Genomic DNA, 26,671 nt, shown 5'->3' on the forward strand with positions numbered 1-26,671 from the left:
CGCAGCATTTGTTCGGTCTACTGCGATAGCAAAGTCCGTATAGCTCGGAAAACAGACGGTCTTTGCAAGTATCGGCGTCAGTCAACCAGCATGACCGAGCAAATGATGTGATTATTGCAACTATTTCGACGCAGCGTTCAGGTACGAAATTATTGGGAAGCTGCTTTCAGAGCGGGACAGCAGTAACGCCTTTCGGCGAAGTCTTTAATCCCGACGTTCAGCAAGTCGCTTCGTTCTCCGAGTTCATGCGCGCGCGCGGATGGCAGGAAACACACCTCGGCAACCAAGTGCTCCTCGACAGATATTTCAGACAATTTGAGCACGTCTGCACAGTCGCATCCGTCGATATAATGTTCAATCAAATCGAAATCCCATGCGTGTCGTGGAACGATGCTGGTACGAACTACGCCTTATATGCTTACTTGCGGCAATCGGGCGCGATCATTTTGTCGCTGGAGAGAGATCCGTTCGAGACTTTCGTCTCGATGAAGCATTTGTCGATCGCCGGGGGGCGGGCCCATCCAGGCGACGGCGAAGAGATGCGCCGACTTAGCGAGACCCGCCGGCTCGAGGAGGTCGAGCTCCAGACGTATCTCAATTTCGTGGGGCGGCACCGCGCCGCCCTGTACAGCGACATGGGCGATTACGACGGTTTCTTCCGGCTGGACTTCAGCGAGCTGGCGGCGGCAGGCGGGCTGCCGCAGCGCCTGATCAAGGATATCGTGGCTGCCGCGGGCAGAAGGGGGGTCGGCATGAACGCGGAGCGCATTCAGATCCACGCGCCGCCGATGCAGGCCGGCGGGATCGACTACGGCCGTGCTTTTGAGAATTACGAGGTCCTGAAGGCGAGGTATGGCGCCAGCAAGATTAGCGATCTTCCAATGCGCAGGTTTGGCTAAGGCAGAATGCGGGCGGACTAAGAATCGACGGCGTCGAGCAACTCCTGAAATTCGTCCGATCTCACAACCGGGAATGCACTTCGCAGCGAGTGTCCCAAATCGTCGCGGGCATTATCATTGTGACCGTAAAGCGCATTGATCTCGCGGAGGCCGTTCGCGGGCTCGGTCGCGACTTTGACCAATCGAAGGGCCATCTCGAGATGCGCGGTCCGTGCTTCGGATGAGGCAGCGTCGAGGGCGCTCGTTCGTTCCTCGCGGGCCCGGCGGGTGAAGTAAGTGCTGGCCGTTTCCATCCGCCCAAAATCGGCCAGTATGGTTAATAAAGTCCTAACTGTGCTCTTCTTCGGGCTCAGGCGGCGCGCGCTTCGTCCTGCTGCGCGTCGAACTTCGCCTGCGCCATGTGGATGGCTTCGACGTTCTCAGTTGCCCAGGTCGCCAAGCCGCAAATCGGCCTCTGCAGCGACTGGCCAAGCTCGGTAAGCTCATAGTCAACGCGAGGCGGGATCGTCGGCGTCACGGTGCGATTGACGATGCCGTCGCGTTCCAGATTGCGCAGCGTCAGGGTCAGCATCCGCTGCGACACGCTCGGGATTTCGCGGCGAAGCTCGTTGAACCGCTTCGACCCTTCGCCGAGCGTCTGGACGACCAGCACGGTCCATTTGTCGCCGATGCGCGAGAGCAGGGTGCTGATCGTGCGGCAGACCGGATTGGTCGGGTCTTTCATGGGCGGTTCCTTCGCTGTTCCCGTCGCACAAATTTGTTCGTGAGAACCAAAAAAGTGCGTTCTTGTGAGCCAATTGCTGGTGGTTATTTAGGGTGCCTCAGTAACAAATCCATACTTAGGAGGCAATAGTGACCATTCTGCATATCGACAGCAGCATCAGCGGCGAGCAGAGCGCCAGCCGCGCCATCACCCGCTCGATCGTCGATCAGCTTCGCATTGCCGACGGCGGCGGCGATGTCATCATTCGCGATCTCGTCTCCGCGCCACTGCCGCACCTGACGCTGGACGCCTTTGCTGACACTTCGGTGCTGGACGAATTCCTAGACGCCGACACGGTGGTGATCGGCGCGCCGATGTACAATTTCACGCTTCCAAGCCAGCTGAAGGCGTGGCTCGACCGAATCCTCGTTGCGGGAAAAACCTTCCGGTACACCGAGAATGGGCCAGAGGGCCTGGCCGGCGGCAAGCGGGTAATCGTCGCGCTGGCGCGTGGCGGCTTCTACGACCAGGGGTCGCCAGCGGCGGCACTCGAGCATCTGGAGAGTTACTTGCGCGGCGTGTTCGGCTTCATCGGCATCGAGCCGGAATTCGTGGCCGCGGACGGTCTGGCGATCGGTCCGGAGCAGCGTGAACAGTCCATCAAGCAGGCTTTGGGTCAGACGACACGTCTCGCCGCCTGAAACGCTCAACGAAGAAGCGCTCCGCAGTTAAGGGAGCGCTTCTTCGGGCGAGTCAGGGGCAACTGCCTCGCGGCGGCCGACATACCGGAAAGTATGGCACTGCCAAATGAACTCTCGTTCAACTTTTCGAACGTCGAGCGGCCTCGGGCGTTGTCATCTCCGGAAGGAGCATCACCATGTCCGAGTTGAGCGAAAACCAGCGCGACCATATCGACAGTGACAAGTTTGCGTTCCCAGAGGAGCGCAAGGAGCCGATTCACGACGCCGAGCATGTGCGGAATGCCATTGCGCGCTTCAATCAGGTGAAAGGCGTTAGCGACAAGGAGCGCGATGCCGCCTGGCGCCGCATCAAGACCGCCGCGAAAAAGCACGGCGTCGAAGTCGACGAGGACAGCTGGCACGACCTCAAGGCCAAGAAATAGCCGTCACTTGACGGTAACGCGATAGGCGCGCAGCAGGTTGCTGCGCGTCGCGGTCCGCGTTTCCAATGATCGTCGAGGAGGGGGCATGCGGACATTCGCCGTACTCAGCGTAGTCACTTCGCTGTTGTCATCGACACCGGCCGTCGCAGGCCCGGCCGAAGACGCGACCAAGGCGATCACCACGGTGCTCGACAAGTTCAACGGCGGCGATGTCGCGGCATTCCAGGCAGCACATCGCGACGGCGCTATCATCATCGATGAAGTTCCGCCTTACAGCTGGGCCGGGGCCGGATCGGTCAAGCGCTGGCTCGATGCCTATGGCGCGGACGCGGCCAAGCGCGGGGTCACCGGCGGACGAGTCGATTATGGCGCGCCGCTGCAAGCCAGCAGCGACGGGACGTCAGCCTACATCGTGCTGCCAACGACCTACAGCTTCTTGCAGAACGGCAAGAAGATGGCCGGCAAGGGCAGCATGACCTTCGTCATGGCCAAGACCGGCGCCGACTGGAAGATCGCGAGCTGGACCTACTCCGGCGCCACCGCGACGCCGCAGTAATCAGGCGGACAAAAGCCGTATTGGGTTTTCGATGTAGGTCTTGAGGTCCTGCATGAAGCTGGCGGCGTCCCAGCCGTCGACGACGCGGTGGTCGCAGCTGAGCGACAGGTTCATGCGCTTGCGAACCTCGATCTCGCCATCGAGCACGACGACCTTTTCTTCGACCTTGTTGACGGCGATGATCGCGACTTCCGGACGATTGATGACCGGCGTCGAGGTGATGCCGCCCATCGGGCCAAGGCTCGACAGGGTGATCGACGAGCCCGACAGCTCCTCGCGCGTCGCCTTGCCGGTGCGGGCGGCGTCGGCGAGACGGGAAATCTCGCGGGCGAGATCCCACACGCTCTTGTTCTGCGCGTCGCGGATGACGGCGACCATCAGGCCGTTGGGCGTCTGCGTCGCCATGCCGAGGTTCAGCGATCCGTGGCGCGTGATGACGCCGGCATCGTCGTCATAGGTCGCGTTGAGCATCGGCCAGTTCGGCAGCGCCTTGCCCATCGCGGTAATGAGGAAGGGCAGCAGCGTCAGCTTGGGGTTTTGGCCGCGGTCGCGGTTCATCATCGCGCGGGTGTCTTCGAGGTCGGTGACATCGAACTCTTCGACGAGCGTGAAATGCGGGATGCGGCGCTTCGCCTCCTGCATGTTCTCGGCGATCTTGCGGCGCAGGCCGACGACCTTGATCGTCTCGTCGGCGCGCGGCGTGGCGCCGCGGCCGGAGACGCTGCCGCCGTTATAAAGCAGGTAGGCGTCGAGGTCAGAATGGCGGATGCGGTCGCCGGCGGTGCGGACCTGACCGAGGTCGATGCCGAGGTCGCGGGCGCGAGCGCGTACCGCAGGGGAGGCGAGAACCTGCGCGTGCGCGGCGGGCTCCTTTTCGGCGACTTCCGGCTCGACGCGCGGGGTAGGCGCTGGCTTCGCGGCTTCTGGTTCGCTTGCCGTGGCGGCGACTGGGATTTCCCTGGCTTGCTCGGGCGTCGCCTCGACGGCGCCGTCGGCAAGCGGCTGCTCTTCGGTGCTGTCCGCCGCTGTTTCTTCGGTCCGATCCGCGCCTTCGGTCTCGATAACCGCGAGCACGGCGCCGATCGACACCTGGTCGCCGACTTCGCCCGCCAGCTCGACCACCTTGCCGGCGACCGGGCTTTCCATCTCGACGGTAGCCTTGTCGGTCATCATGTCGGCGATCTGCTGATCTTCGCCGATCGTGTCGCCAACCTTGACGTGCCAGGCGACGATCTCCGCCTCGGCAATGCCTTCACCAATGTCGGGCAGCTTGAATTTATACAATCCCATCAGTCAGCCATGACCTTTCCAAGCGCCGTCTTGATGCGCTTCGGGCCGGGGAAATAGGCCCATTCATATGCGTGGGGGTAGGGCGTGTCCCAGCCGGTGACGCGCTCGACCGGGGCTTCGAGGTGATAGAAGCAGCGCTCCTGCACCAGCGCGACCAGCTCGGCGCCGAAGCCGCTGGTGCGCGGCGCTTCGTGCGCGACAAGACAGCGGCCGGTCTTCTTCACCGATTGCTCGATGGTGTCGAGATCGAGCGGGACGAGCGTACGCAGGTCGATCACCTCCGCGTCGATGCCCTGCTCCTCGACCGCGGCCAGGGCAACATGGACCATGGTGCCGTAAGCCAGAACGGTCAGGTCTTCGCCCTCGCGGACGACCGACGCCTTGCCGATCGGCACGGTATAATGGCCCTCGGGGACTTCGCTGGCGGGGTGCTTCGACCAGGGTCTTACCGGGCGATCGTGGTGGCCGTCGAACGGGCCGTTGTAGATGCGCTTGGGCTCGAAGAAGATGACGGGGTCGGGGTCCTCGATCGCCGCGATCAGCAGGCCCTTGGCGTCGTAAGGTGTCGAGGGGATGACGACCTTCAGCCCTGCGATGTGCGTGAACAGGCTTTCGGGCGACTGGCTATGCGTTTGCCCGCCGAAGATGCCGCCGCCGTAGGGCGTGCGGATGACCATCGGCATCGTCCACTCGGCCGCGGTGCGGTAGCGCATCTTGGCGACTTCGCTGACGATCTGGTCGTAGCCGGGGTAGATATAGTCGGCGAACTGGATCTCGATCACCGGCTTCAGGCCATAGGCGGCCATGCCGACCGCGGTGGAGACGATGCCGCCCTCGCTGATCGGCGCGTCGAACACGCGGGTCTTGCCGAATTCCTTTTGCAGGCCCTCGGTAACGCGGAAGACGCCGCCGAAATAGCCGATGTCCTCGCCGAACACGACGATGTCGTCGTCGGCGCGCATCATCACCTTGTGGGCGTCGTTGAGCGCCTGGATCATGTTGAGGGTCGGCATTATTCGCCTCCCTCAGCAAGCGCCTGCTCGCGCTGCTCGGCCAGATGCCAAGGCACGTCGGCATAGACGTCGGTGAACACCGAGCCGATGTCGTCCTTGCCCTGCTCCGGCAGGATGCCGAGTTTTTCGGATTCCTTCTGCGCGGCGCGGACGGCGGCATCGCATTCGGCGGTCATCGCGGCGTGCCGTTCCTCGTCCCACTCGCGGATCGCCAGCAAATGCGCCTTCAGCCGCTCGATCGGGTCGCCCAGCGGCCATAGCTTCGCTTCGTTGGTCGGCCGGTAGCCTGACGGGTCGTCCGACGTGGAATGACCCTCGGCGCGATAGGTGAAGAACTCGATCAGCGTTGGGCCGCCATTGGCGCGCGCACGCTCGGCCGCCCAATTGACCGCAGCGTATACGGCGAGCGCGTCATTGCCGTCGACGCGGAGCGTTGCAACGCCATAGCCCACCGCGCGCTGCGCAAAGGTGGCGCGCTCGGCGCCGGCGATGCCCGAAAAGCTGGAGATCGCCCACTGGTTGTTGACCACCGCCAGGATGACCGGCGCGTTGTATACGGCGGCGAAGGTCAAGGCGCTGTGGAAGTCGCCTTCTGCGGTCGCACCGTCGCCGACCCAGCCCATCGCAATGCGGCTGTCGCCCTTGATCGCCGCACCCATCGCCCAGCCGACGGCCTGCGGGAATTGCGTGGCGAGGTTGCCGGAGATGGAGAAGAAGCCGTGCGCCTTGTCCGAATACATGATCGGCAGCTGGCGCCCCTTCAACTTGTCGCCGCGGTTGGAGTAGATCTGGTTCATCATCTCCGTCAGCGGATAGCCGCGCGCGACGAGCAGCCCCTGCTGGCGGTAGGTCGGAAAATGCATGTCGTCCCGGTCGAGCGCCGTCTGGGCGGCGACGGCGATCGCCTCCTCGCCCGTGCACTTCATGTAGAAGCTCGTCTTCCCCTGCCGCTGCGAGCGGTACATGCGGTCGTCGAAGATGCGGACGGTGACCATGTCGCGCAGCATCTTGCGCAGGGTGTCGGGCGCGAGCTTGGGGTCCCATGGGCCGACCGCCTGATTGTCCTCGCCGAGCACCCGGACGAGTTGCGTCGCGAGCGGATGCGTATCCGCTGCGGCGGCCGTCGTATCGGGCCGTGCCGCGCTGCCGGCCGCAGGAACTTGAACCGAGGAAAAATCGGGCGTGTCGCCGGGGCGGAACGCGGGTTCGGGAACGTGCAGGGCAAGGCGCGGGGCGTTGCGGCGCAGTGATGGATCTTTGTCGCTCATATCTCTCCCGCGCCGCGCTTAGTCCGGACTCGGCGAAGCGGCAAATCTGGGAGACAAGGAGACTTTACATTTAAGCTGGCACCGCTTCGAATCAACTAGGCCGGGCCGCGAAACGAGGATATGGAGTGTGGCGTGGTAGATGGGTTGTTCGTGGCGGTATTCGTTGCGTTTATGGCTAGTTATTGTGTTGCCGTCGGCGAGATTCCAAGCAGGTGGCCCTTCAATCCAATCCGATCATCCGAAAGCCCGCGCAAGTTCTGGGGCATCATCGGCATGTGGTATGTGGTGAGCCTCTGTGGTCTGGCATACGCAATCATGTTCGCGGGACGATAATCCTCAACAGCGGAACAGTATTTATGCGCAAACTTGTCTTGGCATTGGCAATCGCGTCGGTCGCGGTAGCATCGCAGCCGGCGATGGCGGCGAGCAAAATTTACGTGATGCGCCATTTGCAAAAGGCTGATGGCAACGATCCGCCCTTGTCAGCCGAAGGCGCTGCCAATGCGCAGAAGCTCGTCACGATTCTCGGCAAGCGGAAAATCAAGGCGATCTTTGCGACGCCGACCAGGCGCGCGGTGGAAACCGGCCAGCCGCTGGCGAAGGCGCTCAAGCTGACCGTTGCCAGCTATGATCCGCGCGATCCGGCGGCGCTGAAGAAGGCGGTGGATGCGATCAAGGGCGCGGCGCTGATTATCGGGCACAGCAACACGGTGCCCGACATCGTCGCGCAGTTTGGCGGCGAGCGGGTGGGTCCGCTCGCCGACACGGACTATGGCACTGTCTTCATCGTGACGCCGGGCAAGACCAAGGTCGAGCGGATCGAGGTCGCGCCGAAGCGCTAGATCAATCTTCGTGGGGCACGCCGATGGTGAGGCCTTGCGAGTAGTTGCCGCCCGCCATTTGCTGGAACCAGAACGGCCGGGCGCGGAAGGTGCCGCCGGCGACCGCGTTGAGGTTGCTGTCGAGGAGCTGGCCGTTGATCATCGTGTAGCGGACGCTGATCGTGTTGTGGATGTCCTCCAGCGGGTTCTTGTCGAGCACGACGAGGTCGGCGAGCTTGCCTGGCTCGATCGAGCCGAGGTCGCGGTCGAGGCCGTGTGCGCGGGCGGGATTGATGGTGGCGGTGCGTAGCGCCTCCAAGTTGCTCATGCCACCGAGCGCCATGCCCCAGATTTCCCAGTGCGCGCCAAGGCTCTCGCGCTGGCCGTGCGCGCCGATCGAGACGGGGATGCCGAGGTCGCTGATCTGCTTCGCCTGGCGCGCGATATTCGGCAGATTGTCCTCGTCGTCCGGGATGATGGTCGGCCGGCGGGCGCGGGCGTCGACCAGGCCGCGCGGTGCCCATTTGGCCTCGATCGGCTCGGCCCAGGCGGGGTTATGCTGGTACCAGTGATATTCGCCGAATGGGCCACCGTAGGCGACGACGAGCGTCGGCGTCCACGCGGTCTTCGACCCGCGCCACAGCTGGATCACGTCATCGTAGATGTGCTGGACGGGCAGCGAGTGCTCGATGGTCGTGTGCCCATCGACGATCTGCGACATGTTCATGTTGAACAGCGAGCCGCCCTCGGGGACGACTTCCATCTGCAGCTGGCGCGCGGCCTCGATGATCATCTGGCGCTGCTCGCGGCGCGGCTGGTTGTAGCTCTTGACCGACCAGGCGCCGGACGCTTTCAGGCGGCGGAGATTGGTGACCGCGTCGTCGAGCGACCCGACCTCGACCATGAACGGCGTCTCGGCGCCGTAGAGGATGGTGCCGGTCGAGAACACGCGCGGGCCGAGCTGCTTGCCCGCCTGCTGAAGCTCGGACGAGGCGAACACTTCGTGCGTGTCGGCGGACGGATCGTGGATGGTCGTCACGCCGTGCGCGAGCGCGTTGAAGTAGACCCAGTTCTGGTCGGTCACGATCTGATCCGAGGCGTGCGGGCCATGCCAGTGCGCGTCGAAGAAGCCGGGTACGATGGTCTTGCCAGTGGCGTCGATGGTCTTCGCGCCGGCGGGGATCGCGACGCTGCCGGCGGGGCCGACCGCGGCGATGCGGTTGCCGTTGATGACGACGGTGCCGTTCTCGATCACGCTGTCACCGTTCATGGTGACGATGCGCGCGTTGGTCAGCGTGATGGAGCCGGATGCGTGCGGCGCGCTGGCGGTGAAACCGAGGTGCGTGATCGGTGGGACGGCGCCCGCCTTGGCGCCGTCGAAAGCGGCGAGGTCGACGCGGCGCGCGAACAGGTCCGCGCCTTGCGTCCAATAGAGCGTGCTGCCGTCGCCGGACCAGTGGAGATAGTCGCCGGCGTCGGCACTGACCCGCGTCTGCGGCAGCGCCTTGCCCTCGGCGGCGATGTCGATGGCGCGGCCGCTGCGCACGAACGGCATGACATAGGCCTGGTAGCGTTCGGTCCAGCCGAGGAACTGCTCATTGGGCGACAGCGCGAATTCGGCCGCGTTGGTGGCCTTGAGGTGGGTGATCGGCTCGGCGCCGGTGACGCCGACCGACTTGAAGACCTGGTTGTCGCCTTCCTGGTCGGCGAAGAAGACGCGCTCGCTGTCCTTGCCGAACTGGGGGAGCGAGCCACTCTTTGAGACGCGCTTGGGCTTTCCGCCGGCGAGGGCCTGGACGTAGATGCCTGGGTCGCGGCCCCATAGCGGAGTTGCGAGCTGGCCGTCGTTTCCCTTGCGATAGGCGATGAGGCGGCCGTCGGGCGACAAGGCGGGCTCGCGGTAATAGCCGGGCTCGGTGGTGACGGTGCGCCCGGTGCCGCCCGCGGCGCCGACGACCTTGATCGCGCCGGCCTTGTCGTCGTCCCACGTGACGTAGGCGATCTGGCGGCCGTCACGCGACCAGACCGGATAGGCTTCGCGCTCATCGGCGCGGGTCAGGCGGCGCGGGGGTGAATTGCCGGCGACGTCCTTGATCCAGAGGTTGCCGAGCGCTTCGTAGACCACTCGGCGGCCGTCAGGGCTGGTGTGCGCGAAGCGGGCCATCTTCACGTCGAAGCTGTCCTGCCCGATGCGCTTGTCGACGTGCACCGCGTCCTCGACGAAGCGCGAGCCGGCGACGTGGAAGGGGATATCAGTGATGGCGCCGCTGGCAACGTCGATGCGGTGGATGCGGCCGCCGGCCCAATAGACGATCGACTTGTTGTCCGGCGTCCAGCTGATCCCCGGATATACGTTATGGATCGCCCAGGTTTCCTGCATGTCGCGCTCGAGCTGGTCGGTCAGCGCCGAGATGCGGCCCGATGCGATGTCGAGCAGCATGAGGTTGGACTTGCCGCGCACGCGGCGGACGAAGGCGAGCGTCTTGCCATCGGGCGACGGGGTCGGGCGAACCGCGCCGCCGGGGCCGGTGACGTACGGCTCGATCTCGCCGGTCTGCCGGTCGAGCCGCTGGATAACGTAGATCTGGCCGTTGACGTCCTTGCTGTACTGGAAAATCTCGCCGGGCGTCGCGTCGTCGGAGAAGTAGAGATAGCGGCCGTCGGGCGAGAAGGCGGGCTCGTTGGTGTCCTTCTGCTTCGTGCGCGCCTTGGTCATCTGCACGCCGCCGCCGACGCCGCTGCGGTGGTAGAGCCACATCTCGCCGGCGCCGAGCGAGCGCGACGAGGTGAAGTGCTTGCGGGCGACGAGGAAGTTGCCGTCCGGCGTCCAGTCGGCGCCGTTGAGGAGGCGGAAGGTCTCCTTGGTGATCGCGCGCGGGTTGGAGCCGTCGCGGTTCATCACCCAGATGTTGTCGCCGCCGCCGCGGTCCGAGGTGAAGCTGATCTCGCGGCCGTTGGGCGAGTAGCGCGGCTGCATTTCCCAAGCGATGCCGGTGGCGATCGGGCGCGCTTCGCCGCCGGTGATCGGCATGACATAAATGTCGCCGAGCAGGTCGAAGGCGATCTCGCGGCCGTCGGGCGAGACGTCGAGGTTCATCCAAGTGCCCTGATTGACGTTGATCGGCACGTCGTGGCCAGGTCCGTGGCGCGCGCTGACGTCCCACTTCTGGTCCTTCTTGCCGCCGGTCGGGGCGGAGGCGATGCCCGGCGGCTGGGCCTGGGTCATCGGCTCGGCGGCGCCGGGTTGCAGCAGGGGCGGCGCGACGGGCGGGGTCGGCGCGGGCTGGGCGCCAAGCGGCGCGGACGCGAGCATCGTGGCGACGAGCAGCAGCGAACGGATTTTCATGATGAGACCCCCTGATCAGGGGAGGATGTGTGGCCAGCCGCGTGCCGGAAGGCAATGGCCGGCGACACCGTTGGTCGAACGGACATAGCTGCTGGTTGACCCGGCGACCGGAAAGCCGGTAGCCGCTGCCGCATGGCCGACACTCAGACCGACACCCCGCCCGACCGCCTCTCGCTCGATCCTCGGAGCGAGCATTATGACGAGGCGCTGCTCAGTCGCGGGGTTGGCATCAAGTTCAACGGTCAGGAAAAGACCAACGTCATCGAATATAGCGTGTCCGAGGGATGGATCCGCGTCGCGGCCGGCAAGAGCCGCGACCGGTTCGGACAGCCGATGACGATCAAGCTAAAGGGCGAAGTCGCCCCTTATTATGAAGACGCGGGCGCCGCTCAGGACGGCGACGCCTCCGAGGAATAGCCGTCGCCGCGACGGCGGTCGCGGAACTTCCGGAAGGCCCAGCCGCCAAGCGTGATCGCCGCCAGGGCGGGAAAGCTGCGCCGTGCCAGCGCGGCCGCGCCATAGCCGATGATTGCGCCCTTGGTGCCGCGGTTCGGACCGGCCAGCTTTTCGCCCAGCCACGCGCCTGCAAGCTTACCCAACATCACTACACTCCTTCGTAAAACTGCTTTGCGGTTCGACGCGCCGGGTGCGGTGAATGTTCCCAACCATTGCGTGGGATTCGCCACCAACTGTTGGTTGGGAAATTCCGCCACCCAACTCGCTGACAGATGATTTTCCGCAGATTTCCGGGATTGGCACGCTCCTTGATTAGCATGATGCATCGAGCCGCACAGCAAACGCGGTCGAGAAAAGGGAGATTACCAATGTCGTCGCAGTCGCAATTCACCCGCACCCTTACGGCGCTGGCCGCCGCGCTCTTCATGAGCACGATCGCCATCGGTGCTGCCGTCGGTCCGGCCCAGGCGAATGCCAACCCTGTGAAAGTTTCCATCAATGCCTGAACTTGAGATCCTCGAAGCCAAGGTCCCTGCACGCACGCCTCGCCTGATCGAGGTCGAGAGCGCGCCGAACAGCGGACGTTTTGCCCCGGTTGCCGGTTGGCTCAACGGCCCCGTGTTCAGCCGCGCTCGCGACATCTTCGCGGCGAACATGGCGGACCTGCTGGACCGCGCCGAGGATCCCGCCCGGATGATCCGCATGATCATCCTGGAGATGGAAGAGACTTTGGTCGAAGTTCGCGCCACCGCGGCCCGATCGATCGCCGACATCAAGGAGATGCGGCGCGCGGTCAGCCGGCTGGACGACCTGCAGGCCGACTGGACCGGCAAGGCCGAGCTGGCGCTGAGCAAGGACCGTGAGGACCTGGCCAAGGCAGCGTTGGTCGAGCGGCAGAAGGCGGGCGAAATGGCCGACGGCATCCGCAGCGAGCTGAACGACATGGAGCAGGTGCTGCGCGGCTACGAAGCCGACATCGCCAAGCTTCAGGGCAAGCTCCGCGAAGCCCGCGCTCGCCAGAACGCGATCGCCGCGCGGTTCGAAAGCGCGGTGACCCGCGCCAAGGCCCGCGAGCTGATGCACGGCAGCCGCACCGCGGACGCCTTCGCCAAGTTCGAGCTGCTCGAGCGCCGCGCCGACTTCGCCGAAGGGCGTTGCGATGCGCTGGGGATCACCAGCCTCGAAGACGAAATCGACCAGCTGAAAGCCGACGAGAAGATCGGCGCCGAGCTGGAAGCCATGAAAGCGGCGCTGAAAAGCCGCGCGAACTGAAAAAGGAAAAGGGGATTATGACGATGGCCCGCTACCCATATTCGCTCGACCGCAAGGACGCGAAGATCGCCGGCGTTGCGTCGACGATCGGGGCGATGACCGGCGTGGATCCGACGTTCGTCCGCCTGGGCTTCGTCGCCCTGGCCATCTTCGTCAGCTTCAAGCTGACCCTGATCGCCTACGCGGCGGCCGGCATCTACCTGGTCATGCAGAAGCGCAAAGCGGACCGCACTGACCGCCGGATGAGCGACTTCGACCGGATGGATGAGGTCGCCCGCCGCCGCAGCCCGACGGTGCACGCGATGCGCACCGAGCTGGACGAGACCGACCGCCGCCTGATGGCGATCGATCATCACATCAACAGCCAGAACGATGAGCTGGCGCGCGAGATCGAAGCGCTCCGGCAGGAGGAAAAGTGATGGAACTGCTGAGCATGGCCGTGATTGCCGCAAGCGGATTGACTGGCGTTGCCGCCGCCAGCTGGGCGGGGCTCAAGGCCTGGGGCGGCTGGCTAGAGCTGAAGAAGCTGGAGCTGGCGCATACGGTGGGTGACCGCGCCCTCCCGCCAGCGACCGGGCGGATCGAGATGGCGGACCTGCGCGAACGCGTCCGCAAGCTCGAAGCGATCGCCGCCGGCATCGATATCTAAGGCATCAGTCCCCAGCGCGCCGCCGCTTCCTGGCGCGCAACCCGGTGGCCCGGCGGAAACGCCGGGCCACTCTCCGTTTAGAAGCCTAGCCGCGCGGTGAGACGGATGTCGCGTCCGGCGAGCGGGGCATAATCTTTGAGGTCGCTGGCATGTCGCCGCGCTTCGACATCGAAAATGTTGTTGGCGGTCAGCGATAAGGTCAGCTCCGGGTTGGCGGCATAGGGGTGCCAGTCGAACGACGCATTGACGAGCGTGTAGCCGGGCGTCGTCGTTTCGTTTGGTGCGGCCTTGTTCTGCGACGAGGTGCGCTCGACTTCGATGCGTCCGTCGACCTGGCCGCGCGTGCCGGTCAGGCCGGCCAGGACGCGGAAGGGGGGAATTTCGGGCGCATTGCCGAAGCCCTTGATCTTCGCACGCACCGCGTCGGTGGTGATTTCACCGCCCCAGTCGATGCCGAGCGCCTTGCCGAACTTGACATCGCTCTCCAGCTCAAAGCCGTAATATTTCGCCTTGCCCTGGAGGTGATCGTAAACCGGCAGGCCGTCCTCGATCGCGCCGGTCGGCGCCTGGAAGATGAAGTTGGAGAAGCGGCTGTAATAGACGCTGCCCTGGATGTGCACCGGTCCCACGGTGCGGTGCAGGCTGAGTTCCGCGCCGTTGCTCCGTTCCAGCTTCAGGTTCGGGTCCCCGATGATGAACTGTTCGCTGCCCCCGTGCGGGCCGAAGGCATATAGCTCGCCGATCGAGGGGGCCCGTTCGCTGTGCGAGATCGACAGGCCTGCGCGCCATCCCGGCAGGAATTCGTAGTTCGCGCCGACGGAACCGGACACCGCAGTGAATTTTCGGCTGAACGGGACGGTGCCGACGAGGCTGTTTGAGCCTGCGTCCGCCACCAGGCCTGCGATCAGGGGGTCGGATTTCGCCGTCAGGTCTGCGAAGTCGACGCGGCCGGCGGCTTCCAGCCGCACCTTGCCCGCCTCGATCGACTGGACGGTGAACAGGCCGACGTTCTTCTTACGGCTGTCGGGAAGATACTTCTCGTCGCCGCGGATGCGCGCGTCCTGGCTGAGATACTGGACACCCGTCGTGCCGCCCCAACCGCCGCGCTCGGTCTGCACGAGGTCGGCGCGCATTTCGCCGCCGTTGGAATAAAATCGTGTCCCGACCGCGCCGCTCGGATCGAGTTCGGCGTGATGATATTTGGATAAGCCGCCGCGGAATTCGAACAGCTTGAAGAAGCCGCCAATCGGGGCGTTCACGCGCGCGTCGAGGCGGTTTTGGTGCGCATCGATCGTTGGCGCTTCGGCTTCGACCGCAGGGTCGAGCGAGAAGCGGATCGGCACGCCGTACTTTGAGTCGTGGTGGCTGACGGACAGTCCGACGTTCCAGTCGCCGTCGACGTAAGCCACGCCGGCGGCGGCATCATCCGTGCGTCCTGAGGTATTGGGCAATTTGCCCTTGAGATCGGCCAGCGCGCGGATGTCCGGATCGGTGCTGGCGAGCGCCTGCTTGCGCAGCGGCTCGGACAACAAATACCCGCCAACGTGCAGATCGTCATATTTGGAATAGGCGCCGTCGACGTGGGCGACGAACTTCTTGCCGAGCGGGGCGTCGATGCCGGCGTTGGCTGAGCGCTCATTCGCTGCGCTGCCGTAGTTGAGCAGCACGTCGCCATCGACCTCATCCGGGTGGCGGCGCGGGATACGGCCGTCGATCACGTTGACGACGCCGGCGACGGCCGACGGTGCGTAGAGCAATGCCCCCGGTCCGTGCAGGACCTCGATGCGTTCTGCCGTGAGCGGATTGATCGTGACGGCATGGTCGGGGTCGGACGCTGACAGGTCGAGGCTGCCGATGCCGTCGACAAGGATTGGAGCGCGCTCACCCTGCTCGCCGCGGAGGATCGGTCGCGACGATGATGGCCCGAAGCTGCTTGCGCTGACGCCGGGAAGATCGGCCAGTGTGTCGCCGATGCTGGGCTTCAAATCGTGAGCCAGCTCTTCCGCATCAAGCACTGACACATTGCCGAGCACGTCTCCGGCGCGGCGCTTGGTGCCGGTGATGACGATCGCCTGATCTTCGTCTTCATGTGCGCCGGCAGCGGTCCCTGGTGTCGGTGGCGCTTCGTCGGCGGCTCCGGCGCCGCCATGGTCTCCGTGGTCCACGATCGCCGCGGTGGCCGGGGCCGAGGCTTGCTGAGCTATTGCGGTGGCGGGAACGAAAACGGCTGCCGTGGTCAGCAGCCCGATTGGCAATTTCATGATGATCCTGTCGCGGGGTTTCGTCGCGGCTAGAGCGAATGATATATTATCGCAAGGTGAACGGTTGGTGAAATGTGCCTGCTTTTCGATAAGCGGTGGTTTGAGTTTCGCGGCGGGGCTCGGCTAGGGTCGAGGCATGGCGCACGACCATCACCATCATCATGCGCCAGCGCAGCCCGGCAAAGCGTTCGCTATCGGCATCGGGCTGAACACGGCGTTCGTAATCATCGAGGCCTTTTACGGCTTCTACGCCAATTCGATGGCCCTCGTGGCCGACGCCGGTCACAATCTGTCGGACGTGCTAGGCCTAGTGGTCGCCTGGGCCGGTGCAACGATGGCGCGCAAGTCCGCGACGCCGCGGTTCACCTATGGGCTCAAGAAGGCGTCCATTTTGTCGGCGCTGATCAATTCGCTGTTCCTGCTCGTTGCGGTGGGCGCGATCGGCGCCGAGGCGATACGCCGGCTGTTCCATCCATCGAACACCAATGGCGAATATGTGATCGCGGTCGCGGCCGTCGGCATCGTCATCAACGGACTGACCGCCTGGTTCTTCTCCAAGGATCAGCACGGCGACATCAATGTCCGCGGGGCTTACCTGCACATGCTGTCGGACGCTTTGGTGTCGCTGGCCGTCGTCTTCTCGGGCTTCGTCATCCTGTGGACAGGGCAGCGCTGGGTCGACCCGGTGATGAGCCTCGCCGTTGCCGTCGTCATCCTGTGGGGCAGCATCGGCCTGCTCAAGGAATCGGTGTGGATGTCCCTGGCCGGCGTTCCGAGCGGCATCGACACGGATGAGGTAGAAGCCGCGCTGGCCGAGTTGCCCGGTGTCGCGGACGTGCATCACGTGCACATCTGGCCGCTAAGCACGACCGAGACGGCGCTGACGGCACATATGGTTCAGCCTTCGGGCTCGGCCGACGAGCTGATCAACGCAGCGCAGCACATGCTGCACCATCGTTTCCACATCGAACATTGCACCCTGCAGGTTGAGCGCGGGCACGCGGGCGGCGGGAATTGCGAGACGGAGGATTGTTAGGGTGAATGTCACGCATCTCGAATGCTCGCTGACCGGTGAGCGCTACGAAGCCGGGCATGTCCACAATCTGTCGCGCGCGGGGAAGCCGCTGCTGGTGCGGTACGATCTCGAAGCGGCAAAGCGGGCGCTGACGCGCGAGGATGTGGCAGCGCGTGAGCCAGGCATGTGGAAGTGGCGCGAGTTGCTACCGAACGATGGCGCCCCGGTCAGCCTGGGCGAGATCGAAACGCCGATTGTTGCGTTGCCGAATATTGCGGCAAAAGCGGGCGCTTCCAATCTGCTCGTCAAGGATGAGGGGCGGCTGCCGACCGGATCGTTCAAGGCGCGCGGGCTGGCGATGGCGGTCACGATGGCGCGCCAGTTCGGGGTCGAGAAGATTGCCATGCCGACCAATGGCAATGCCGGTGCGGCGCTGGCGGCTTACGGCGCGCGGGCGGGGATCGAGACGGTGGTGATCTGCCCCGCCGAAACGCCGGAAATCAATGTCACCGAGACCGCCGCCTATGGCGCTCGGGTCTATGTCGCCGATGGGCAGATCGACGAATGCGGCGCGCTGGTCGGGAAGGGCGCGGCTGCCGGGCTGTGGTTCGACTGCTCGACGCTGAAGGAGCCGTATCGCCTCGAGGGCAAGAAGGTGATGGGCTTCGAGCTCGTCGAACAGCTCGGCTGGGAAGTCCCGGACGCGATCTTCTACCCGACCGGCGGCGGCACCGGTTTGATCGGCATGTGGAAGGCATTCGATGAACTGGAAGCGGTCGGCCTGATCGGATCGAAGCGGCCGCGCATGTATGCGGTGCAGGCCGAAGGCTGCGCGCCGATCGTCCGCGCCTTCGAGCAGGGCAACGAGTTCGCGGAGCGGTGGGAGCATGCGGCGACCGTCGCCACGGGCATTCGCGTGCCGAAGGCGGTCGGCGACTTCCTGATCCTGCGCGCGGTGCGCGAGAGTGGCGGCGCCGGCATTGCGGTGGCGGAAGATGCTATCCAGCAGGCGGTTGAAGATGCGGCGCGGGACGACGGGTTTCTGCTCTGTCCGGAAGGCGGCGCGGTGCTCGCGGCGTGGCGCAAGGCGCTGGGCGCGGGCTTGATCGGCAAGGACGAGCGCGTGCTGCTTTTCAACTGTGCCAACGGCAACAAATATCCGCTCCCGGACCGGTCGAAGACGCTGAAGCTGGCGGAAGCGGACCCGGCCGCGCTCTAGTTCAAGGGCGCGCGCGAATTCGCGGAGCCCAGAAACGAGTAAACCCCGCCAACCGAAGTTGGCGGGGTTCCATGTTTCTTTGACCGAAGTCTCCGAAACACAGTCTCTGTTTAGCAGGGATTCGGACGCTGGCGAGTCATATTCGCAGTCGAGCACACGGTATCTGAGGGCGAATCGGTGGATAAGCCTGTGAATCCTGCCGCGACTCGGGAATCTGCGACCGAAATGCGAGTCCGGCGTTCCCGTCCCATGGCCAAGACCCTGCGAATCGCGAGCTACAACATCAACGGCATCAACTCTCGATTTGCGGTGCTCGAGCGCTGGCTGAAGGAGTTTCAGCCGGACATCGTCGGCCTGCAGGAACTCAAGTGCACCGACGACGCCTTTCCGGCGGCGGCGATCGAGGCGCTCGGCTATTCCGCGATCTGGCATGGCCAGCGCGCGTGGAACGGCGTGGCATTGCTGTCGAAGGTGGGAAGGCCGGTGGAGACGCGGCGCGCATTGCCGGCCGATCCGAACCTTGAGCAGAGTCGCTACATCGAGGCCGCGATCTGCGGCATTCTCGTCGGCAACATGTATGCCCCCAACGGCAATCCGCAGCCGGGGCCGAAGTTCGACTACAAGCTGGCCTGGCTCGACGCGCTCAAGGCGTATGCCCAGGATTTGATCGACGGGGAAGTACCCGCGATGCTGATCGGCGATTACAACATCATCCCTACTGACGAGGACGTCTACAAGCCGGAACGGTGGAAAAAGGACGCCTTGTTCGCGCCTGCCGCCCGCGAGAAGTTTCGCGAGCTGGTCGAACAGGGATGGACCGACGCGCTGCGGAAGACGCATCCGGACGAACGGATCTATACCTTCTGGCATTACTGGCGGAATTCGTTCGAGCGGGATGCCGGCATCCGCATCGACCATGCGCTGCTTAGTCCGCCACTGGCCAAGAAGCTGAAGAAGGCTGGCGTCGATCGCACGCCGCGCGGCTGGGAGAAGACCAGCGACCACGGGCCGATGTGGGTCGAACTCAAGCTTTGAGAGTCTGGCCGCGAGAAGTCGCTGGGCCCATAAACGCGTAAACCCCGCCAACCGAAGTTGGCGGGGTTCCATGTTTCTTTGACCGAAGTCTCCGAAACACAATTTTCTAAATAGCCGAAAGGGCCGTTCGTTCCAGCGGATTCGTACGCGCCACTGCAGATAACTGTGCGTGGATCGGTGCGCGACTCTGTGGATGATCTGGAAAAATGGTGCCGGCTGAGGGATTTGAACCCCCGACCTTCGGTTTACAAAACCGCTGCACTACCACTGTGCTAAGCCGGCGCCGCGCGCCGTTTGCTTCATGAGGCGGCGAACGTCCAGCCCTTCAGACCGCGGTGCCGACGAGTCGGCCGATGCCGGCCGTTACCGCCATCGCCGCAGCGCCCCAGAAGGCGACTCGCAGCATGGCCTTGCCGATCGGTGCATCGCCGGCCTTCGCGCCGACCGCGCCGAGGATCGCGAGGAAGATCAGCGATGCGACCGACACGGCTACGATCATCGGCTGGCCGGTCGGGGACAACCAAGCGGCAGCCAAGGGGAGTGCGGCTCCAGTCGTGAACGTCAACGCGGAGGTAATCGCGGCCTGGATCGGGCGGGCCGTGGTCACGTGCGTGATGCTGAGCTCATCCCGCGCATGCGTGCCCAGCGCATCATGGACCATCAACTGCGTGGCAACCTTGTCCGCAGTCTCCTGATCGAGGCCGCGTCCGCGATAGATGTTGGCCAGTTCGGCATGTTCGAACGCCGGGTTCGCCTTAAGCTCCGCTTCCTCGCGCCGGAGATCCGCAGTCTCGGTGTCCGCCTGCGAACTCACCGACACATATTCGCCGGCAGCCATCGACATGGCGCCCGCCACAAGGCCGGCGACCCCTGCGAGAAGAATCTCGCTCTTGCCCGAAGCGGCGGCGGCGACGCCGACGATCAGGCTGGCGGTCGAGACAATGCCGTCGTTGGCGCCGAGCACTGCGGCGCGCAGCCAGCCGATGCGTTCGACCTGATGCCGCTCCGGGTGAAACTTCGTCTCGTCCATGGTCACCTCGCGTCGAGATAGCGCCTCAAGTCACGCCGAATGTCCAGCCTTCGGCTTCTGCAATTGCGGGTGTCAGGCCGTCCGGATCGAACGCACGAGGCTCGGTTTGGGCAAGCTGGCGCATGCCCGCGGCGGTGACTAGCGCATCGGTTTGATGATCGTTCGGCTCGAAGCGCAAGCGGGCGGGCGGACTGCCGAGACCCTTCAGCGCGAGGTTGAGATCAGCGCGGCTGCGAAGCTTCACGCCAGTCAGCCCGGCGCGGCGAAGATATATCCGCGTATAAATCTCGACGATGGCGCTGCGTCCGGCCGGCAGCGGGTCCATTGGCCAAATCGCCACCTTGCCGTCGAGACGATGGAGAAGGCGCATTCCTGCGAAGCTGGCCTTGGCGACCTGCGCGGCGCCGATGGCATCATAAGCGCTGGCCGTCTTGCGCCCGCCCTGCGCGTTCAGGCGCGCGTCGCATTGGCGAAAGCGGACGAAGTCGGCCTTCACTCCATCGGCGATACCGAAATAGAAATGACGGCGATGTGCGAGTTCCAGGAAGCTCGCGGCGCCGAGGTCCTCGTCATCGCAACGATGATCGACATAGGCCCAGAATTCGCGCGCGGTCTTCGGCACATCGGGCTCGCCAATGAGATATTCCCCGCGCTCGACGATGGGTGGAGCGAAGCTGAAGTCGAAGCCAAACAGCGTCGGCTCCTTCGCCGCCTGCCGCAGCAGCCAGTCGGCAACTTCGACGCGCGACCAGACATGCCCGGGCCGGATCAGCCGCGGCGCGGCATCGCCCCGCGCTTCTGCGATGGCGATGCCCTTGTGCCGTTTGCCCTTCGCGCCGGACCAATCGATCGCGACGTAGGCGGAAAAACGGTTCACTTCTTCTTTCGCGGCCGCGCCTTGGGTTTCGCCGCAACCCAATCTCTGGCGCGTTCGATCGTTTCGCGAACCCGCTCGTCGTCGGCGCTGTTGTAACGGACAAGAACGGCGTCCCAGCCTTCGTAGTGCGAGGTCTGCCAGAAGGTGTCGGGGTCAGTTTCCTTCAGCAGTTCTATCGTGCCACGGTCGATTGCGAGCACGAACGACGTGTCTGGTTCATGGCCGGTAGACAGAAAGCTGCGGCCGCTTGCGGTCGCCTTGACCGCTGGGCGGCCGTAGCTGGCTCCCAATTCGGTGCCTGGCAGGGTCAGCGCAAAGGCAACCGCATCATCCCAGGTCATCAGACCAGCGGCGGCTGCTCGTCGGACGGCGGCGGCGTGCTGCGCAGACGCTTCGGCGGCGCTGGGCGAACCGGCGGCGGTCCCTGATCGGTCCATTGCTCGAGCATCCGTGCGGCGGCGTCACGCCCACCGAGCCCGAACGCAATCGCCGTGGCCACAGCTGCCGAGCCGAGGATCAGGCCGAACGCCATCATCACGATCTGGTCAGCCAGGCCCATGAAGGTCAGGCCGATCGCCGTAAACAACGCAATGATCGCGTAGCGGACGACCGTCTGGGCATAGCCGCCTTCGCCGGTGCCGCTGCCGACGAGGTTGGCGATGATCCGCGCGAGGAAGATGCCGACGACGATGATCAGCGACCCGAAGATGACCTTGCCGCCAAGCTCGGTCACCTGCGCGAGGAAGATGGCGATCGTTCCGCCGCCAAGCTGCTTGGCCGCTTCGATCGAGGCGGCGAGGATGATCGCGACCATCGCGATGTTGGCGACGATCCGCGAGGGGAAGGCGCTCGCGGGAAGGACGCCGGTCGAGCGGATTGCGTCGTCGAAGCCGGTTGGCGGCAGGATGGCTTCGATGATCGTCTTCAGGAACCGTGCCGCGACGAAGGCTATGCCGATCCACAGCGCTGCCGCGAGGACGCGAGGGATCGCGGCCAGGATCTCGTTGAGCATGGTGATCGCCGGGCCGGAAATGGCCTCGACTCCCAGAACCTGCAGCGCCGCGATGGCGACGGGAATGATGATCAGGGCGTAGACAAGCACACCACCCGCACGGGCAAGGCTGGCGCGGGTCGATCCGGGCGTCGTGCCGGCCGGAACCGCGTCCGGCGAGGTGCGGACGGTGCCTTCGGTCGAGCCGATACCGACGCGCGCAAGCAGTCCGTCGACGTTCGCGGCGATAAGCACCGTTTCGGTCAGTCGGCGCACGATCCGCGCGACGATCAGGCCGATGAAGAAGATAAGCCCGGCGCCGATCAGCTTGGGCAGGAAGGCGAAGATCGCCGTCACCAGCTCGTTGATGGGTGCGAGGATTTGCGCGAAGCCGAGGAACTGCAGGGCGGCCAGAATGCCGACCAGCCAGATGATCAACTTGGCTATGGTGCCCAGCTGATGGCCGACGGTTTCATCGGGCGAGCCGGTCATGTGCTTGCGGAGCGCCGGCGTGCGGTCGATCGCTTTCTGGATGATCCATTTGACCGTGCGCGCGACGATGTAGGTCGCGATCAGGATCAGGATGGCGATCAGGATCTTGGGGCCCCAGTTCATCATCTGGGCCTGCCAATAGGCGCTGGTGTCGTACATGGCGGTGCTCCCTCCGGAATGCGTGCGCGGTTAACCCGCGTCATCTTCGCTTTGTTGCAATTGCTGTCGCCGTTGCTGCCAATAGTCCAGCCGCTCTTTCACCCGAGCCTCGAAGCCGCGGTCGGTCGGCTGGTAAAATTGCTGCGGCTCCATTTCTTCGGGCCAGTAATCCTGGCCTGAGAAACCCTCGTCCGCATCATGATCGTAGGCATAGCCTTTGCCGTAGCCGACATTCTTCATCAGCTTCGTCGGCGCGTTGAGGATGTGCATCGGCGGCATCAGCGAGCCAGTATCCTTGGCGCTCCGCCATGCCGACTTCTGCGCCACGTAGGTCGCATTCGATTTGGGTGCCGTCGCCAGATAGAGGCACGCCTGCGCGATGCCGATCTCGCCCTCGGGCGAGCCGAGGAAGTCGTACATGTCCTTGGCGGCCAGGCATTGCACGAGTGCGTTGGGGTCGGCCATGCCGATGTCCTCCACGGCCGCGCGGGTCAGCCGGCGCAGCAAGTATAGCGGCTCCTCTCCGGCGACGAGCATCCGCGCAAGATAATATAGCGCGGCCTGCGGATCGGAACCGCGGATGCTTTTGTGCAGCGCGGAGATGAGGTTGTAATGACCCTCGCGATCCTTGTCGTAGACGGGCACGCGGCGGTTGAGCAGGTCGCTGAGCTCGGCCGGAGCGAGCGGCTGCTCAAGCTCGACGGAGAAAAGGGTCTCGACCTGATTGAGAAGAAAGCGACCGTCGCCGTCGGCACTGGCGATCAGCGCATCGCGCGCTTCAGCGGTGACTGGCAGCGCGCGGTTCTCGAGCGTTTCGGCGCGCTTCACCAGTTCGTCGAGCGCGGCATGATCGAGCCGGCGGAGGATGAGAACCTGGCAGCGCGACAGGAGGGCCGCGTTGATCTCGAAGCTCGGATTTTCGGTCGTCGCACCGACCAGCGTCACGGTGCCGTTCTCAACGAACGGCAGGAAGCCGTCCTGCTGGGCGCGGTTGAAGCGGTGGATCTCGTCGACAAATAGCAGCGTGTGCTGCCCGGCCCTGGCGGCGGTCTGCGCTTCGGCGAACACCTTCTTCAGGTCCGCGACGCCTGAGAACACCGCGGAGATGGCGACGAACCGCATGCCGACCGCGCCGGCGAGCAGCCGCGCGATCGTCGTCTTGCCGGTGCCGGGCGGCCCCCACAGGATCATCGACGCCAGCCGGCCCGCCGAAACCATCCGGCCGATGGCGCCTTCAGGGCCCGTCAGATGCTCCTGTCCTACAACTTCGCCGAGTGTTCTCGGCCGTAGCCGGTCGGCGAGCGGTGCGCCGGCCTGCGTCGCTTCCGCCTCGCGTTGCTGCAGTTCTTCGTCGGCAAACAGGTCGGCCATCGGCCTTTCCCATAGGCCCCGCACGAAAATATGCACAAGGCGCCTTGTCGAAGATGTTACTAAGATATATCTAAGCTACATCAAAAGGAGAAACATCGATGCGACATCGTCATCATGGGTGCGGCCCGCGAGGCCGGTTCGAAATCAATCTGCCTGAAGGCCTGATGGCCATGCGGGGCGGACGCGGGTGGCAAGGCAGCTGGGGTCCGTTCAACTTCGACTTCGGCGACGAAGGCGGCCCGGGTGGACGCGGCCGGGGTCGGCGTGCCCGGCGCATGTTCGAAGGCGGCGAACTGCGGCTGGTGCTGCTCAAGCTGATCGCCGACGAGCCGCGCCACGGCTACGACCTCATCCGCGCCATCGAGGAACTCACCGGCGGCGAATATGCGCCCAGCCCCGGCGTGGTTTATCCAACGCTCACCCTGCTGCAGGACATGGGGCTGATCGAGGAAGCGCCAGGCGAGGGCGCGCGCAAGCCCTTCCAGATCACCAGCGAAGGTCGGGCGCATCTCGAAGAGCGCGCGGAAGAAATCGAGGGGCTGCTTGCCCGCCTTGGCGATCTCAAGCCGGCTGAGGGATCGAACGCCGGGCCGGCCATCGGCCGCGCGGTGAAGAATTTGATGACCGCGCTCCGCCATCGTGTTGGCCGCGACGGGCTCGACGATGATCTGCTGCACGAAATTGCGGCGATCCTGGACGAAGCGGCCCAGCGCATCGAACGCGTGAAATAGCTACTTTCCGGTGATCCGCGTCAGGCGCTCACGTTTCACGATGGCGTGCTTGTAGGCACGGATCACCGCTGAATTGATCGTGTCCCAGTCCATCGTCTTGGCATATTCGAGCCCGGCCTGACCGTGGCGGTGCCGCAATTCGGGATCTTGCGCATAGCCCGCGAGGGCAGCGGCAAATTCCTCCGGCTCGGTCCCGTCGACCAGGGTTCCCGTCCGCCCCGGCTGCACAATATTGGTGGCACCGCTCGACTCTGCGGCAAGGACCGGCAGCCCGCAGGCCATTGCTTCCAATGTAACGTTGCCGAATGCTTCGGTAATGCTCGGATTCAGCAGCAGGTCGGAGCTTGCCAATGCCCGCGCAAGGTCGGTTCCGGTCTGTTCGCCTAGGAAAATGGCCTGCGGGAGTTGCTCCGCGAACCACGGGCGGGCCGGGCCTTCGCCGATCACCAGTACGCGATGCTTCAGGCCGAGCGGCTCGAACGCATGGATCGCATCCGCGAAGACGTCGAGCCCTTTCTCCATGACCACCCGGCCGAGAAAGGCGATGACCATCTCGTCGTCGGCAATGCCGAGCGAGCGTCGCCATGCCATGTCGCGGCGTTCGGGATTGAACTGCTCACGGTCGATACCGCGCGTCCACATCGCGATGTCGCGGTTCATCCGCTGCGCGCGGAGGATCGCCGCGGTCGATTCCGCGGGGGCCAGCACCACCTCGCAGCGATGATAGAAGCGCCGCATCAGCCCGCGCGCGAGCGGCTCCAGCGCCTGCAGATGATAATAAGCAAGGTAGGTGTCGAAGCGGGTGTGAACCGAGGCGACCACCGCGATCTTGCGCTTCCGCGCCCAGCTTACCGCGCGATGCCCCGAGATGTCGGGGCTGGAAACGTGCACGACGTTGGGATTGAATGCTTCGAGGTCCCGTTTCACCCGCGGCGTCAGCCATAGCGGAAAGCGATATTCCTCACGACCCGGGATCGGTACTGCGGGGACATCGACAAGGTCGCCCGTTGCCGGAAAGGCCGGATGCTCGACCATGGGCGAATAAACGCGCACCTGCACGCCTTGCCGCAACAGGTACCCGACCAGCCGGTTGAGCGCCTGGTTGGCGCCGTCGCGGACGTAATTGTAATTGCCCGAAAACAGGGCCACGCGGAGGTCGCTGGCATGCACGGCGGCGGGATGTAGGAGTTTCTTGTGGGCGTCAAATACGGGTTGCCGCCGATCGCCGCGCCGGACGCCCGCCTCTTCATCCTCGGTAGCCTGCCGGGCGATGCCTCGCTCGCCGCCCGTCATTATTATGCGCATCCGACCAACCAGTTCTGGCGGCTGCTTGGACAGGCGCTCGGTGAGGATCTCCATGCTCTCAGATATGACCACCGGCTGGCGCGGCTGCGCGAGCGACAAATCGGCTTGTGGGATGTCGTCGCGTCGGCCAGCCGGCCTGGCAGCCTCGACCAAGCCATCCATGACGCTCAGCACAATCAGATCGCGCATCTGCTGACCGATTACCCGCAACTCCGCGCGATCGCCTTCAACGGGGCGGCATCGTCGACCATAGGACGCAGATTGATTGGCGCCGCGGGCAATGTCGAACTCGTCGACCTGCCGTCATCCAGCGCAGCCAATACCAAGCCATTCGCGGATAAGGCGCGCGACTGGGGCTTACTCGCGGCGTTCCTTCAGCCGTAGGAGCCTCAGCTTGCGCCGCGCGTAGTTGGCGTCATGATGAACATCGTGACCGAGATCGAAGAAGAGTTGCCTGAAGAGGGCGGTGAGGACAGCGACAAGCGACTGTCGATGGTGGACGAAGCCCTGGTTGCGGGGACGATCGCCAACACCAACGGCCTGCTCGTGATCCTTGCCAAGCTGGTGGCACGCGGCGTGTTCGACCGGGCTGACCTGCAGGCTTTTTCGGACAGCTATTCGAAGCCGCTCGACCATGTCGGCATGCGCGAGAACGAACTCGTAAGCCAGATGCAGGACCAGATGGAATCGACGCTGGCGGAGCTTATGCGTTTTCTCAGCGAACGAGACGGCTGACCTCGGCACAATCATGCTTGACTCTGTACCATGGTACGGAAGCTACAACTGGCG

30 protein-coding genes and 1 tRNA gene are annotated in these 26,671 nt (G+C 64.5%); 16 read left to right on the forward strand and 15 right to left on the reverse strand.

All coding sequences use genetic code 11. The annotated features are described in order from the left end of the window. Positions 1–350 precede the first annotated feature (350 nt). A complete protein-coding gene (locus tag QU596_RS11595) occupies positions 351–899 on the forward strand; it encodes a hypothetical protein (protein WP_308515669.1) in 549 nt (182 codons plus the stop codon). Between the two features lie 17 nt (positions 900–916). Here the strand turns inward: QU596_RS11595 and QU596_RS11600 are convergent, their stop codons facing one another. Next, entirely contained in the window at positions 917–1,192 is a 276-nt protein-coding gene (locus QU596_RS11600; protein WP_308515670.1) for a hypothetical protein, read from the reverse strand. Between the two features lie 56 nt (positions 1,193–1,248). Next, a complete protein-coding gene (locus QU596_RS11605) occupies positions 1,249–1,623 on the reverse strand; it encodes a winged helix-turn-helix transcriptional regulator (protein WP_308515671.1) in 375 nt (124 codons plus the stop codon). 128 nt (positions 1,624–1,751) lie between these two features. On the opposite strand from QU596_RS11605, the gene QU596_RS11610 reads away from it, so the two are divergent. The 3 genes from QU596_RS11610 (at position 1,752) to QU596_RS11620 (ending at position 3,281) form a co-directional block, all read left to right on the forward strand. Continuing rightward, a complete protein-coding gene (locus QU596_RS11610) occupies positions 1,752–2,303 on the forward strand; it encodes an FMN-dependent NADH-azoreductase (protein WP_308515672.1) in 552 nt (183 codons plus the stop codon). 176 nt (positions 2,304–2,479) lie between these two features. Continuing rightward, positions 2,480–2,725 carry a DUF6582 domain-containing protein gene (locus tag QU596_RS11615; protein ID WP_308515673.1) on the forward strand — a complete coding sequence of 82 codons (246 nt, stop codon included), beginning with the start codon at positions 2,480–2,482 and terminating at the stop codon, positions 2,723–2,725. A gap of 85 nt (positions 2,726–2,810) precedes the next feature. Beyond that, positions 2,811–3,281 (forward strand): nuclear transport factor 2 family protein, encoded by a 471-nt coding sequence (locus tag QU596_RS11620; protein WP_308515674.1) that lies wholly within the window; start codon positions 2,811–2,813, stop codon positions 3,279–3,281. On the opposite strand, the gene QU596_RS11625 is transcribed toward QU596_RS11620, so the two are convergent. Genes QU596_RS11625 through QU596_RS11635 form a run of 3 tightly spaced genes read right to left on the reverse strand, consistent with a single transcriptional unit; the run spans position 3,282 to position 6,852 of the window. Then, complete coding sequence (locus QU596_RS11625) at positions 3,282–4,571, reverse strand: dihydrolipoamide acetyltransferase family protein (RefSeq protein WP_308515675.1); 1,290 nt, start codon at positions 4,569–4,571, stop codon at positions 3,282–3,284. Beyond that, on the reverse strand, positions 4,571–5,584 hold the full coding sequence (locus QU596_RS11630; RefSeq protein WP_308515676.1) for an alpha-ketoacid dehydrogenase subunit beta: 1,014 nt from the start codon (positions 5,582–5,584) through the stop codon (positions 4,571–4,573). The genes QU596_RS11625 and QU596_RS11630 overlap by 1 nt, the downstream gene beginning before the upstream one ends. Next, the gene (locus QU596_RS11635; protein ID WP_308515677.1) at positions 5,584–6,852 is read right to left on the reverse strand and encodes a thiamine pyrophosphate-dependent enzyme; all 1,269 of its coding nucleotides are present in this window, start codon (positions 6,850–6,852) and stop codon (positions 5,584–5,586) included. The genes QU596_RS11630 and QU596_RS11635 overlap by 1 nt, the downstream gene beginning before the upstream one ends. A 356-nt stretch (positions 6,853–7,208) precedes the next feature. On the opposite strand from QU596_RS11635, the gene QU596_RS11640 reads away from it, so the two are divergent. Beyond that, positions 7,209–7,694: a SixA phosphatase family protein gene (locus QU596_RS11640; RefSeq protein WP_308515678.1), complete on the forward strand. Its 486-nt coding sequence runs from the start codon at positions 7,209–7,211 to the stop codon at positions 7,692–7,694. A gap of 1 nt (position 7,695) precedes the next feature. On the opposite strand, the gene QU596_RS11645 is transcribed toward QU596_RS11640, so the two are convergent. Then, on the reverse strand, positions 7,696–11,019 hold the full coding sequence (locus QU596_RS11645; protein WP_308515679.1) for an amidohydrolase family protein: 3,324 nt from the start codon (positions 11,017–11,019) through the stop codon (positions 7,696–7,698). Between the two features lie 132 nt (positions 11,020–11,151). Here QU596_RS11645 and QU596_RS11650 point away from each other — a divergent pair, with 132 nt between their 5' ends. Further along, entirely contained in the window at positions 11,152–11,436 is a 285-nt protein-coding gene (locus QU596_RS11650) for a DUF3297 family protein (RefSeq protein WP_308515680.1), read from the forward strand. On the opposite strand, the gene QU596_RS11655 is transcribed toward QU596_RS11650, so the two are convergent. After that, complete coding sequence (locus tag QU596_RS11655) at positions 11,409–11,621, reverse strand: hypothetical protein (protein WP_308515681.1); 213 nt, start codon at positions 11,619–11,621, stop codon at positions 11,409–11,411. The genes QU596_RS11650 and QU596_RS11655 overlap by 28 nt on opposite strands. A 222-nt stretch (positions 11,622–11,843) precedes the next feature. Between QU596_RS11655 and QU596_RS11660 the strand changes: the two genes are divergently transcribed. From QU596_RS11660 to QU596_RS11675, 4 genes are all read left to right on the forward strand, one after another. Then, positions 11,844–11,981, forward strand: coding sequence for a hypothetical protein (locus QU596_RS11660; RefSeq protein ID WP_308515682.1), 138 nt, complete (start codon positions 11,844–11,846; stop codon positions 11,979–11,981). 148 nt (positions 11,982–12,129) lie between these two features. Beyond that, positions 12,130–12,747, forward strand: a complete 618-nt coding sequence (locus QU596_RS11665; RefSeq protein WP_420030982.1) for a PspA/IM30 family protein — start codon at positions 12,130–12,132, stop codon at positions 12,745–12,747. A gap of 23 nt (positions 12,748–12,770) precedes the next feature. Continuing rightward, positions 12,771–13,166 carry a PspC domain-containing protein gene (locus tag QU596_RS11670; RefSeq protein WP_308515684.1) on the forward strand — a complete coding sequence of 132 codons (396 nt, stop codon included), beginning with the start codon at positions 12,771–12,773 and terminating at the stop codon, positions 13,164–13,166. Further along, a complete protein-coding gene (locus QU596_RS11675) occupies positions 13,166–13,396 on the forward strand; it encodes a hypothetical protein (RefSeq protein WP_308515685.1) in 231 nt (76 codons plus the stop codon). Before QU596_RS11670 ends, QU596_RS11675 begins: the two co-directional genes overlap by 1 nt. A gap of 77 nt (positions 13,397–13,473) precedes the next feature. Here QU596_RS11675 and QU596_RS11680 read toward each other — a convergent pair whose 3' ends face one another. Continuing rightward, on the reverse strand, positions 13,474–15,657 hold the full coding sequence (locus QU596_RS11680; protein ID WP_308515686.1) for a TonB-dependent receptor: 2,184 nt from the start codon (positions 15,655–15,657) through the stop codon (positions 13,474–13,476). A 136-nt stretch (positions 15,658–15,793) separates the two neighbouring features. Between QU596_RS11680 and QU596_RS11685 the strand changes: the two genes are divergently transcribed. From QU596_RS11685 to xth, 3 genes are all read left to right on the forward strand, one after another. After that, positions 15,794–16,693, forward strand: a complete 900-nt coding sequence (locus QU596_RS11685; protein ID WP_308515687.1) for a cation diffusion facilitator family transporter — start codon at positions 15,794–15,796, stop codon at positions 16,691–16,693. Position 16,694: 1 nt separating this feature from the next. Beyond that, on the forward strand, positions 16,695–17,891 hold the full coding sequence (locus tag QU596_RS11690; RefSeq protein WP_308515688.1) for a threonine synthase: 1,197 nt from the start codon (positions 16,695–16,697) through the stop codon (positions 17,889–17,891). Positions 17,892–18,152: 261 nt separating this feature from the next. Beyond that, a complete protein-coding gene (gene xth, locus QU596_RS11695) occupies positions 18,153–18,926 on the forward strand; it encodes an exodeoxyribonuclease III (protein ID WP_337250313.1) in 774 nt (257 codons plus the stop codon). A gap of 207 nt (positions 18,927–19,133) precedes the next feature. Here xth and QU596_RS11700 read toward each other — a convergent pair. The 6 genes from QU596_RS11700 to QU596_RS11725 form a co-directional block, all read right to left on the reverse strand. Then, positions 19,134–19,208, reverse strand: a tRNA-Thr gene (locus QU596_RS11700). 43 nt (positions 19,209–19,251) lie between these two features. Beyond that, a complete protein-coding gene (locus tag QU596_RS11705) occupies positions 19,252–19,956 on the reverse strand; it encodes a VIT1/CCC1 transporter family protein (protein WP_308515690.1) in 705 nt (234 codons plus the stop codon). Between the two features lie 25 nt (positions 19,957–19,981). Then, complete coding sequence (locus tag QU596_RS11710; RefSeq protein ID WP_308515691.1) at positions 19,982–20,833, reverse strand: hypothetical protein; 852 nt, start codon at positions 20,831–20,833, stop codon at positions 19,982–19,984. Beyond that, the gene (locus QU596_RS11715; protein ID WP_308515692.1) at positions 20,830–21,174 is read right to left on the reverse strand and encodes a hypothetical protein; all 345 of its coding nucleotides are present in this window, start codon (positions 21,172–21,174) and stop codon (positions 20,830–20,832) included. The genes QU596_RS11710 and QU596_RS11715 overlap by 4 nt, the downstream gene beginning before the upstream one ends. Beyond that, positions 21,174–22,475 (reverse strand): mechanosensitive ion channel, encoded by a 1,302-nt coding sequence (locus QU596_RS11720; RefSeq protein ID WP_308515693.1) that lies wholly within the window; start codon positions 22,473–22,475, stop codon positions 21,174–21,176. Before QU596_RS11720 ends, QU596_RS11715 begins: the two co-directional genes overlap by 1 nt. Before the next feature lie 30 nt (positions 22,476–22,505). Beyond that, positions 22,506–23,846, reverse strand: coding sequence for a replication-associated recombination protein A (locus QU596_RS11725; protein ID WP_308515694.1), 1,341 nt, complete (start codon positions 23,844–23,846; stop codon positions 22,506–22,508). Positions 23,847–23,944: 98 nt separating this feature from the next. On the opposite strand from QU596_RS11725, the gene QU596_RS11730 reads away from it, so the two are divergent. Then, a complete protein-coding gene (locus QU596_RS11730; RefSeq protein WP_308515695.1) occupies positions 23,945–24,577 on the forward strand; it encodes a PadR family transcriptional regulator in 633 nt (210 codons plus the stop codon). Here QU596_RS11730 and QU596_RS11735 read toward each other — a convergent pair whose 3' ends face one another. Then, positions 24,578–25,747 carry a glycosyltransferase family 4 protein gene (locus tag QU596_RS11735; RefSeq protein WP_308515696.1) on the reverse strand — a complete coding sequence of 390 codons (1,170 nt, stop codon included), beginning with the start codon at positions 25,745–25,747 and terminating at the stop codon, positions 24,578–24,580. It abuts the gene before it with no gap. Between the two features lie 24 nt (positions 25,748–25,771). On the opposite strand from QU596_RS11735, the gene QU596_RS11740 reads away from it, so the two are divergent. After that, the gene (locus tag QU596_RS11740) at positions 25,772–26,266 is read left to right on the forward strand and encodes a DNA-deoxyinosine glycosylase (protein ID WP_308515698.1); all 495 of its coding nucleotides are present in this window, start codon (positions 25,772–25,774) and stop codon (positions 26,264–26,266) included. A 45-nt stretch (positions 26,267–26,311) separates the two neighbouring features. Next, complete coding sequence (locus QU596_RS11745) at positions 26,312–26,617, forward strand: hypothetical protein (protein ID WP_308515699.1); 306 nt, start codon at positions 26,312–26,314, stop codon at positions 26,615–26,617. Positions 26,618–26,671 lie beyond the last annotated feature (54 nt).

It is taken from the genome of Sphingomonas flavescens (genome assembly GCF_030866745.1).
GTDB lineage: Bacteria > Pseudomonadota > Alphaproteobacteria > Sphingomonadales > Sphingomonadaceae > Sphingomicrobium > Sphingomicrobium flavescens.

Excerpts from the sequence above, each read along its gene's own strand:
- QU596_RS11595 (WP_308515669.1), top strand. The coding sequence starts at position 351 with ATGTTCAATCAAATCGAAATCCCATGCGTGTCGTGGAACGATGCTGGT.
- QU596_RS11600 (WP_308515670.1), bottom strand. The coding sequence starts at position 1,192 with ATGGAAACGGCCAGCACTTACTTCACCCGCCGGGCCCGCGAGGAACGA.
- QU596_RS11605 (WP_308515671.1), bottom strand. The coding sequence starts at position 1,623 with ATGAAAGACCCGACCAATCCGGTCTGCCGCACGATCAGCACCCTGCTC.
- QU596_RS11615 (WP_308515673.1), top strand. The coding sequence starts at position 2,480 with ATGTCCGAGTTGAGCGAAAACCAGCGCGACCATATCGACAGTGACAAG.
- QU596_RS11620 (WP_308515674.1), top strand. The coding sequence starts at position 2,811 with ATGCGGACATTCGCCGTACTCAGCGTAGTCACTTCGCTGTTGTCATCG.
- QU596_RS11625 (WP_308515675.1), bottom strand. The coding sequence starts at position 4,571 with ATGGGATTGTATAAATTCAAGCTGCCCGACATTGGTGAAGGCATTGCC.
- QU596_RS11630 (WP_308515676.1), bottom strand. The coding sequence starts at position 5,584 with ATGCCGACCCTCAACATGATCCAGGCGCTCAACGACGCCCACAAGGTG.
- QU596_RS11635 (WP_308515677.1), bottom strand. The coding sequence starts at position 6,852 with ATGAGCGACAAAGATCCATCACTGCGCCGCAACGCCCCGCGCCTTGCC.
- QU596_RS11640 (WP_308515678.1), top strand. The coding sequence starts at position 7,209 with ATGCGCAAACTTGTCTTGGCATTGGCAATCGCGTCGGTCGCGGTAGCA.
- QU596_RS11645 (WP_308515679.1), bottom strand. The coding sequence starts at position 11,019 with ATGAAAATCCGTTCGCTGCTGCTCGTCGCCACGATGCTCGCGTCCGCG.
- QU596_RS11650 (WP_308515680.1), top strand. The coding sequence starts at position 11,152 with ATGGCCGACACTCAGACCGACACCCCGCCCGACCGCCTCTCGCTCGAT.
- QU596_RS11655 (WP_308515681.1), bottom strand. The coding sequence starts at position 11,621 with ATGTTGGGTAAGCTTGCAGGCGCGTGGCTGGGCGAAAAGCTGGCCGGT.
- QU596_RS11660 (WP_308515682.1), top strand. The coding sequence starts at position 11,844 with ATGTCGTCGCAGTCGCAATTCACCCGCACCCTTACGGCGCTGGCCGCC.
- QU596_RS11665 (WP_420030982.1), top strand. The coding sequence starts at position 12,130 with ATGGCGGACCTGCTGGACCGCGCCGAGGATCCCGCCCGGATGATCCGC.
- QU596_RS11670 (WP_308515684.1), top strand. The coding sequence starts at position 12,771 with ATGGCCCGCTACCCATATTCGCTCGACCGCAAGGACGCGAAGATCGCC.
- QU596_RS11675 (WP_308515685.1), top strand. The coding sequence starts at position 13,166 with ATGGAACTGCTGAGCATGGCCGTGATTGCCGCAAGCGGATTGACTGGC.
- QU596_RS11680 (WP_308515686.1), bottom strand. The coding sequence starts at position 15,657 with ATGAAATTGCCAATCGGGCTGCTGACCACGGCAGCCGTTTTCGTTCCC.
- QU596_RS11685 (WP_308515687.1), top strand. The coding sequence starts at position 15,794 with ATGGCGCACGACCATCACCATCATCATGCGCCAGCGCAGCCCGGCAAA.
- QU596_RS11705 (WP_308515690.1), bottom strand. The coding sequence starts at position 19,956 with ATGGACGAGACGAAGTTTCACCCGGAGCGGCATCAGGTCGAACGCATC.
- QU596_RS11715 (WP_308515692.1), bottom strand. The coding sequence starts at position 21,174 with ATGACCTGGGATGATGCGGTTGCCTTTGCGCTGACCCTGCCAGGCACC.
- QU596_RS11720 (WP_308515693.1), bottom strand. The coding sequence starts at position 22,475 with ATGTACGACACCAGCGCCTATTGGCAGGCCCAGATGATGAACTGGGGC.
- QU596_RS11725 (WP_308515694.1), bottom strand. The coding sequence starts at position 23,846 with ATGGCCGACCTGTTTGCCGACGAAGAACTGCAGCAACGCGAGGCGGAA.
- QU596_RS11730 (WP_308515695.1), top strand. The coding sequence starts at position 23,945 with ATGCGACATCGTCATCATGGGTGCGGCCCGCGAGGCCGGTTCGAAATC.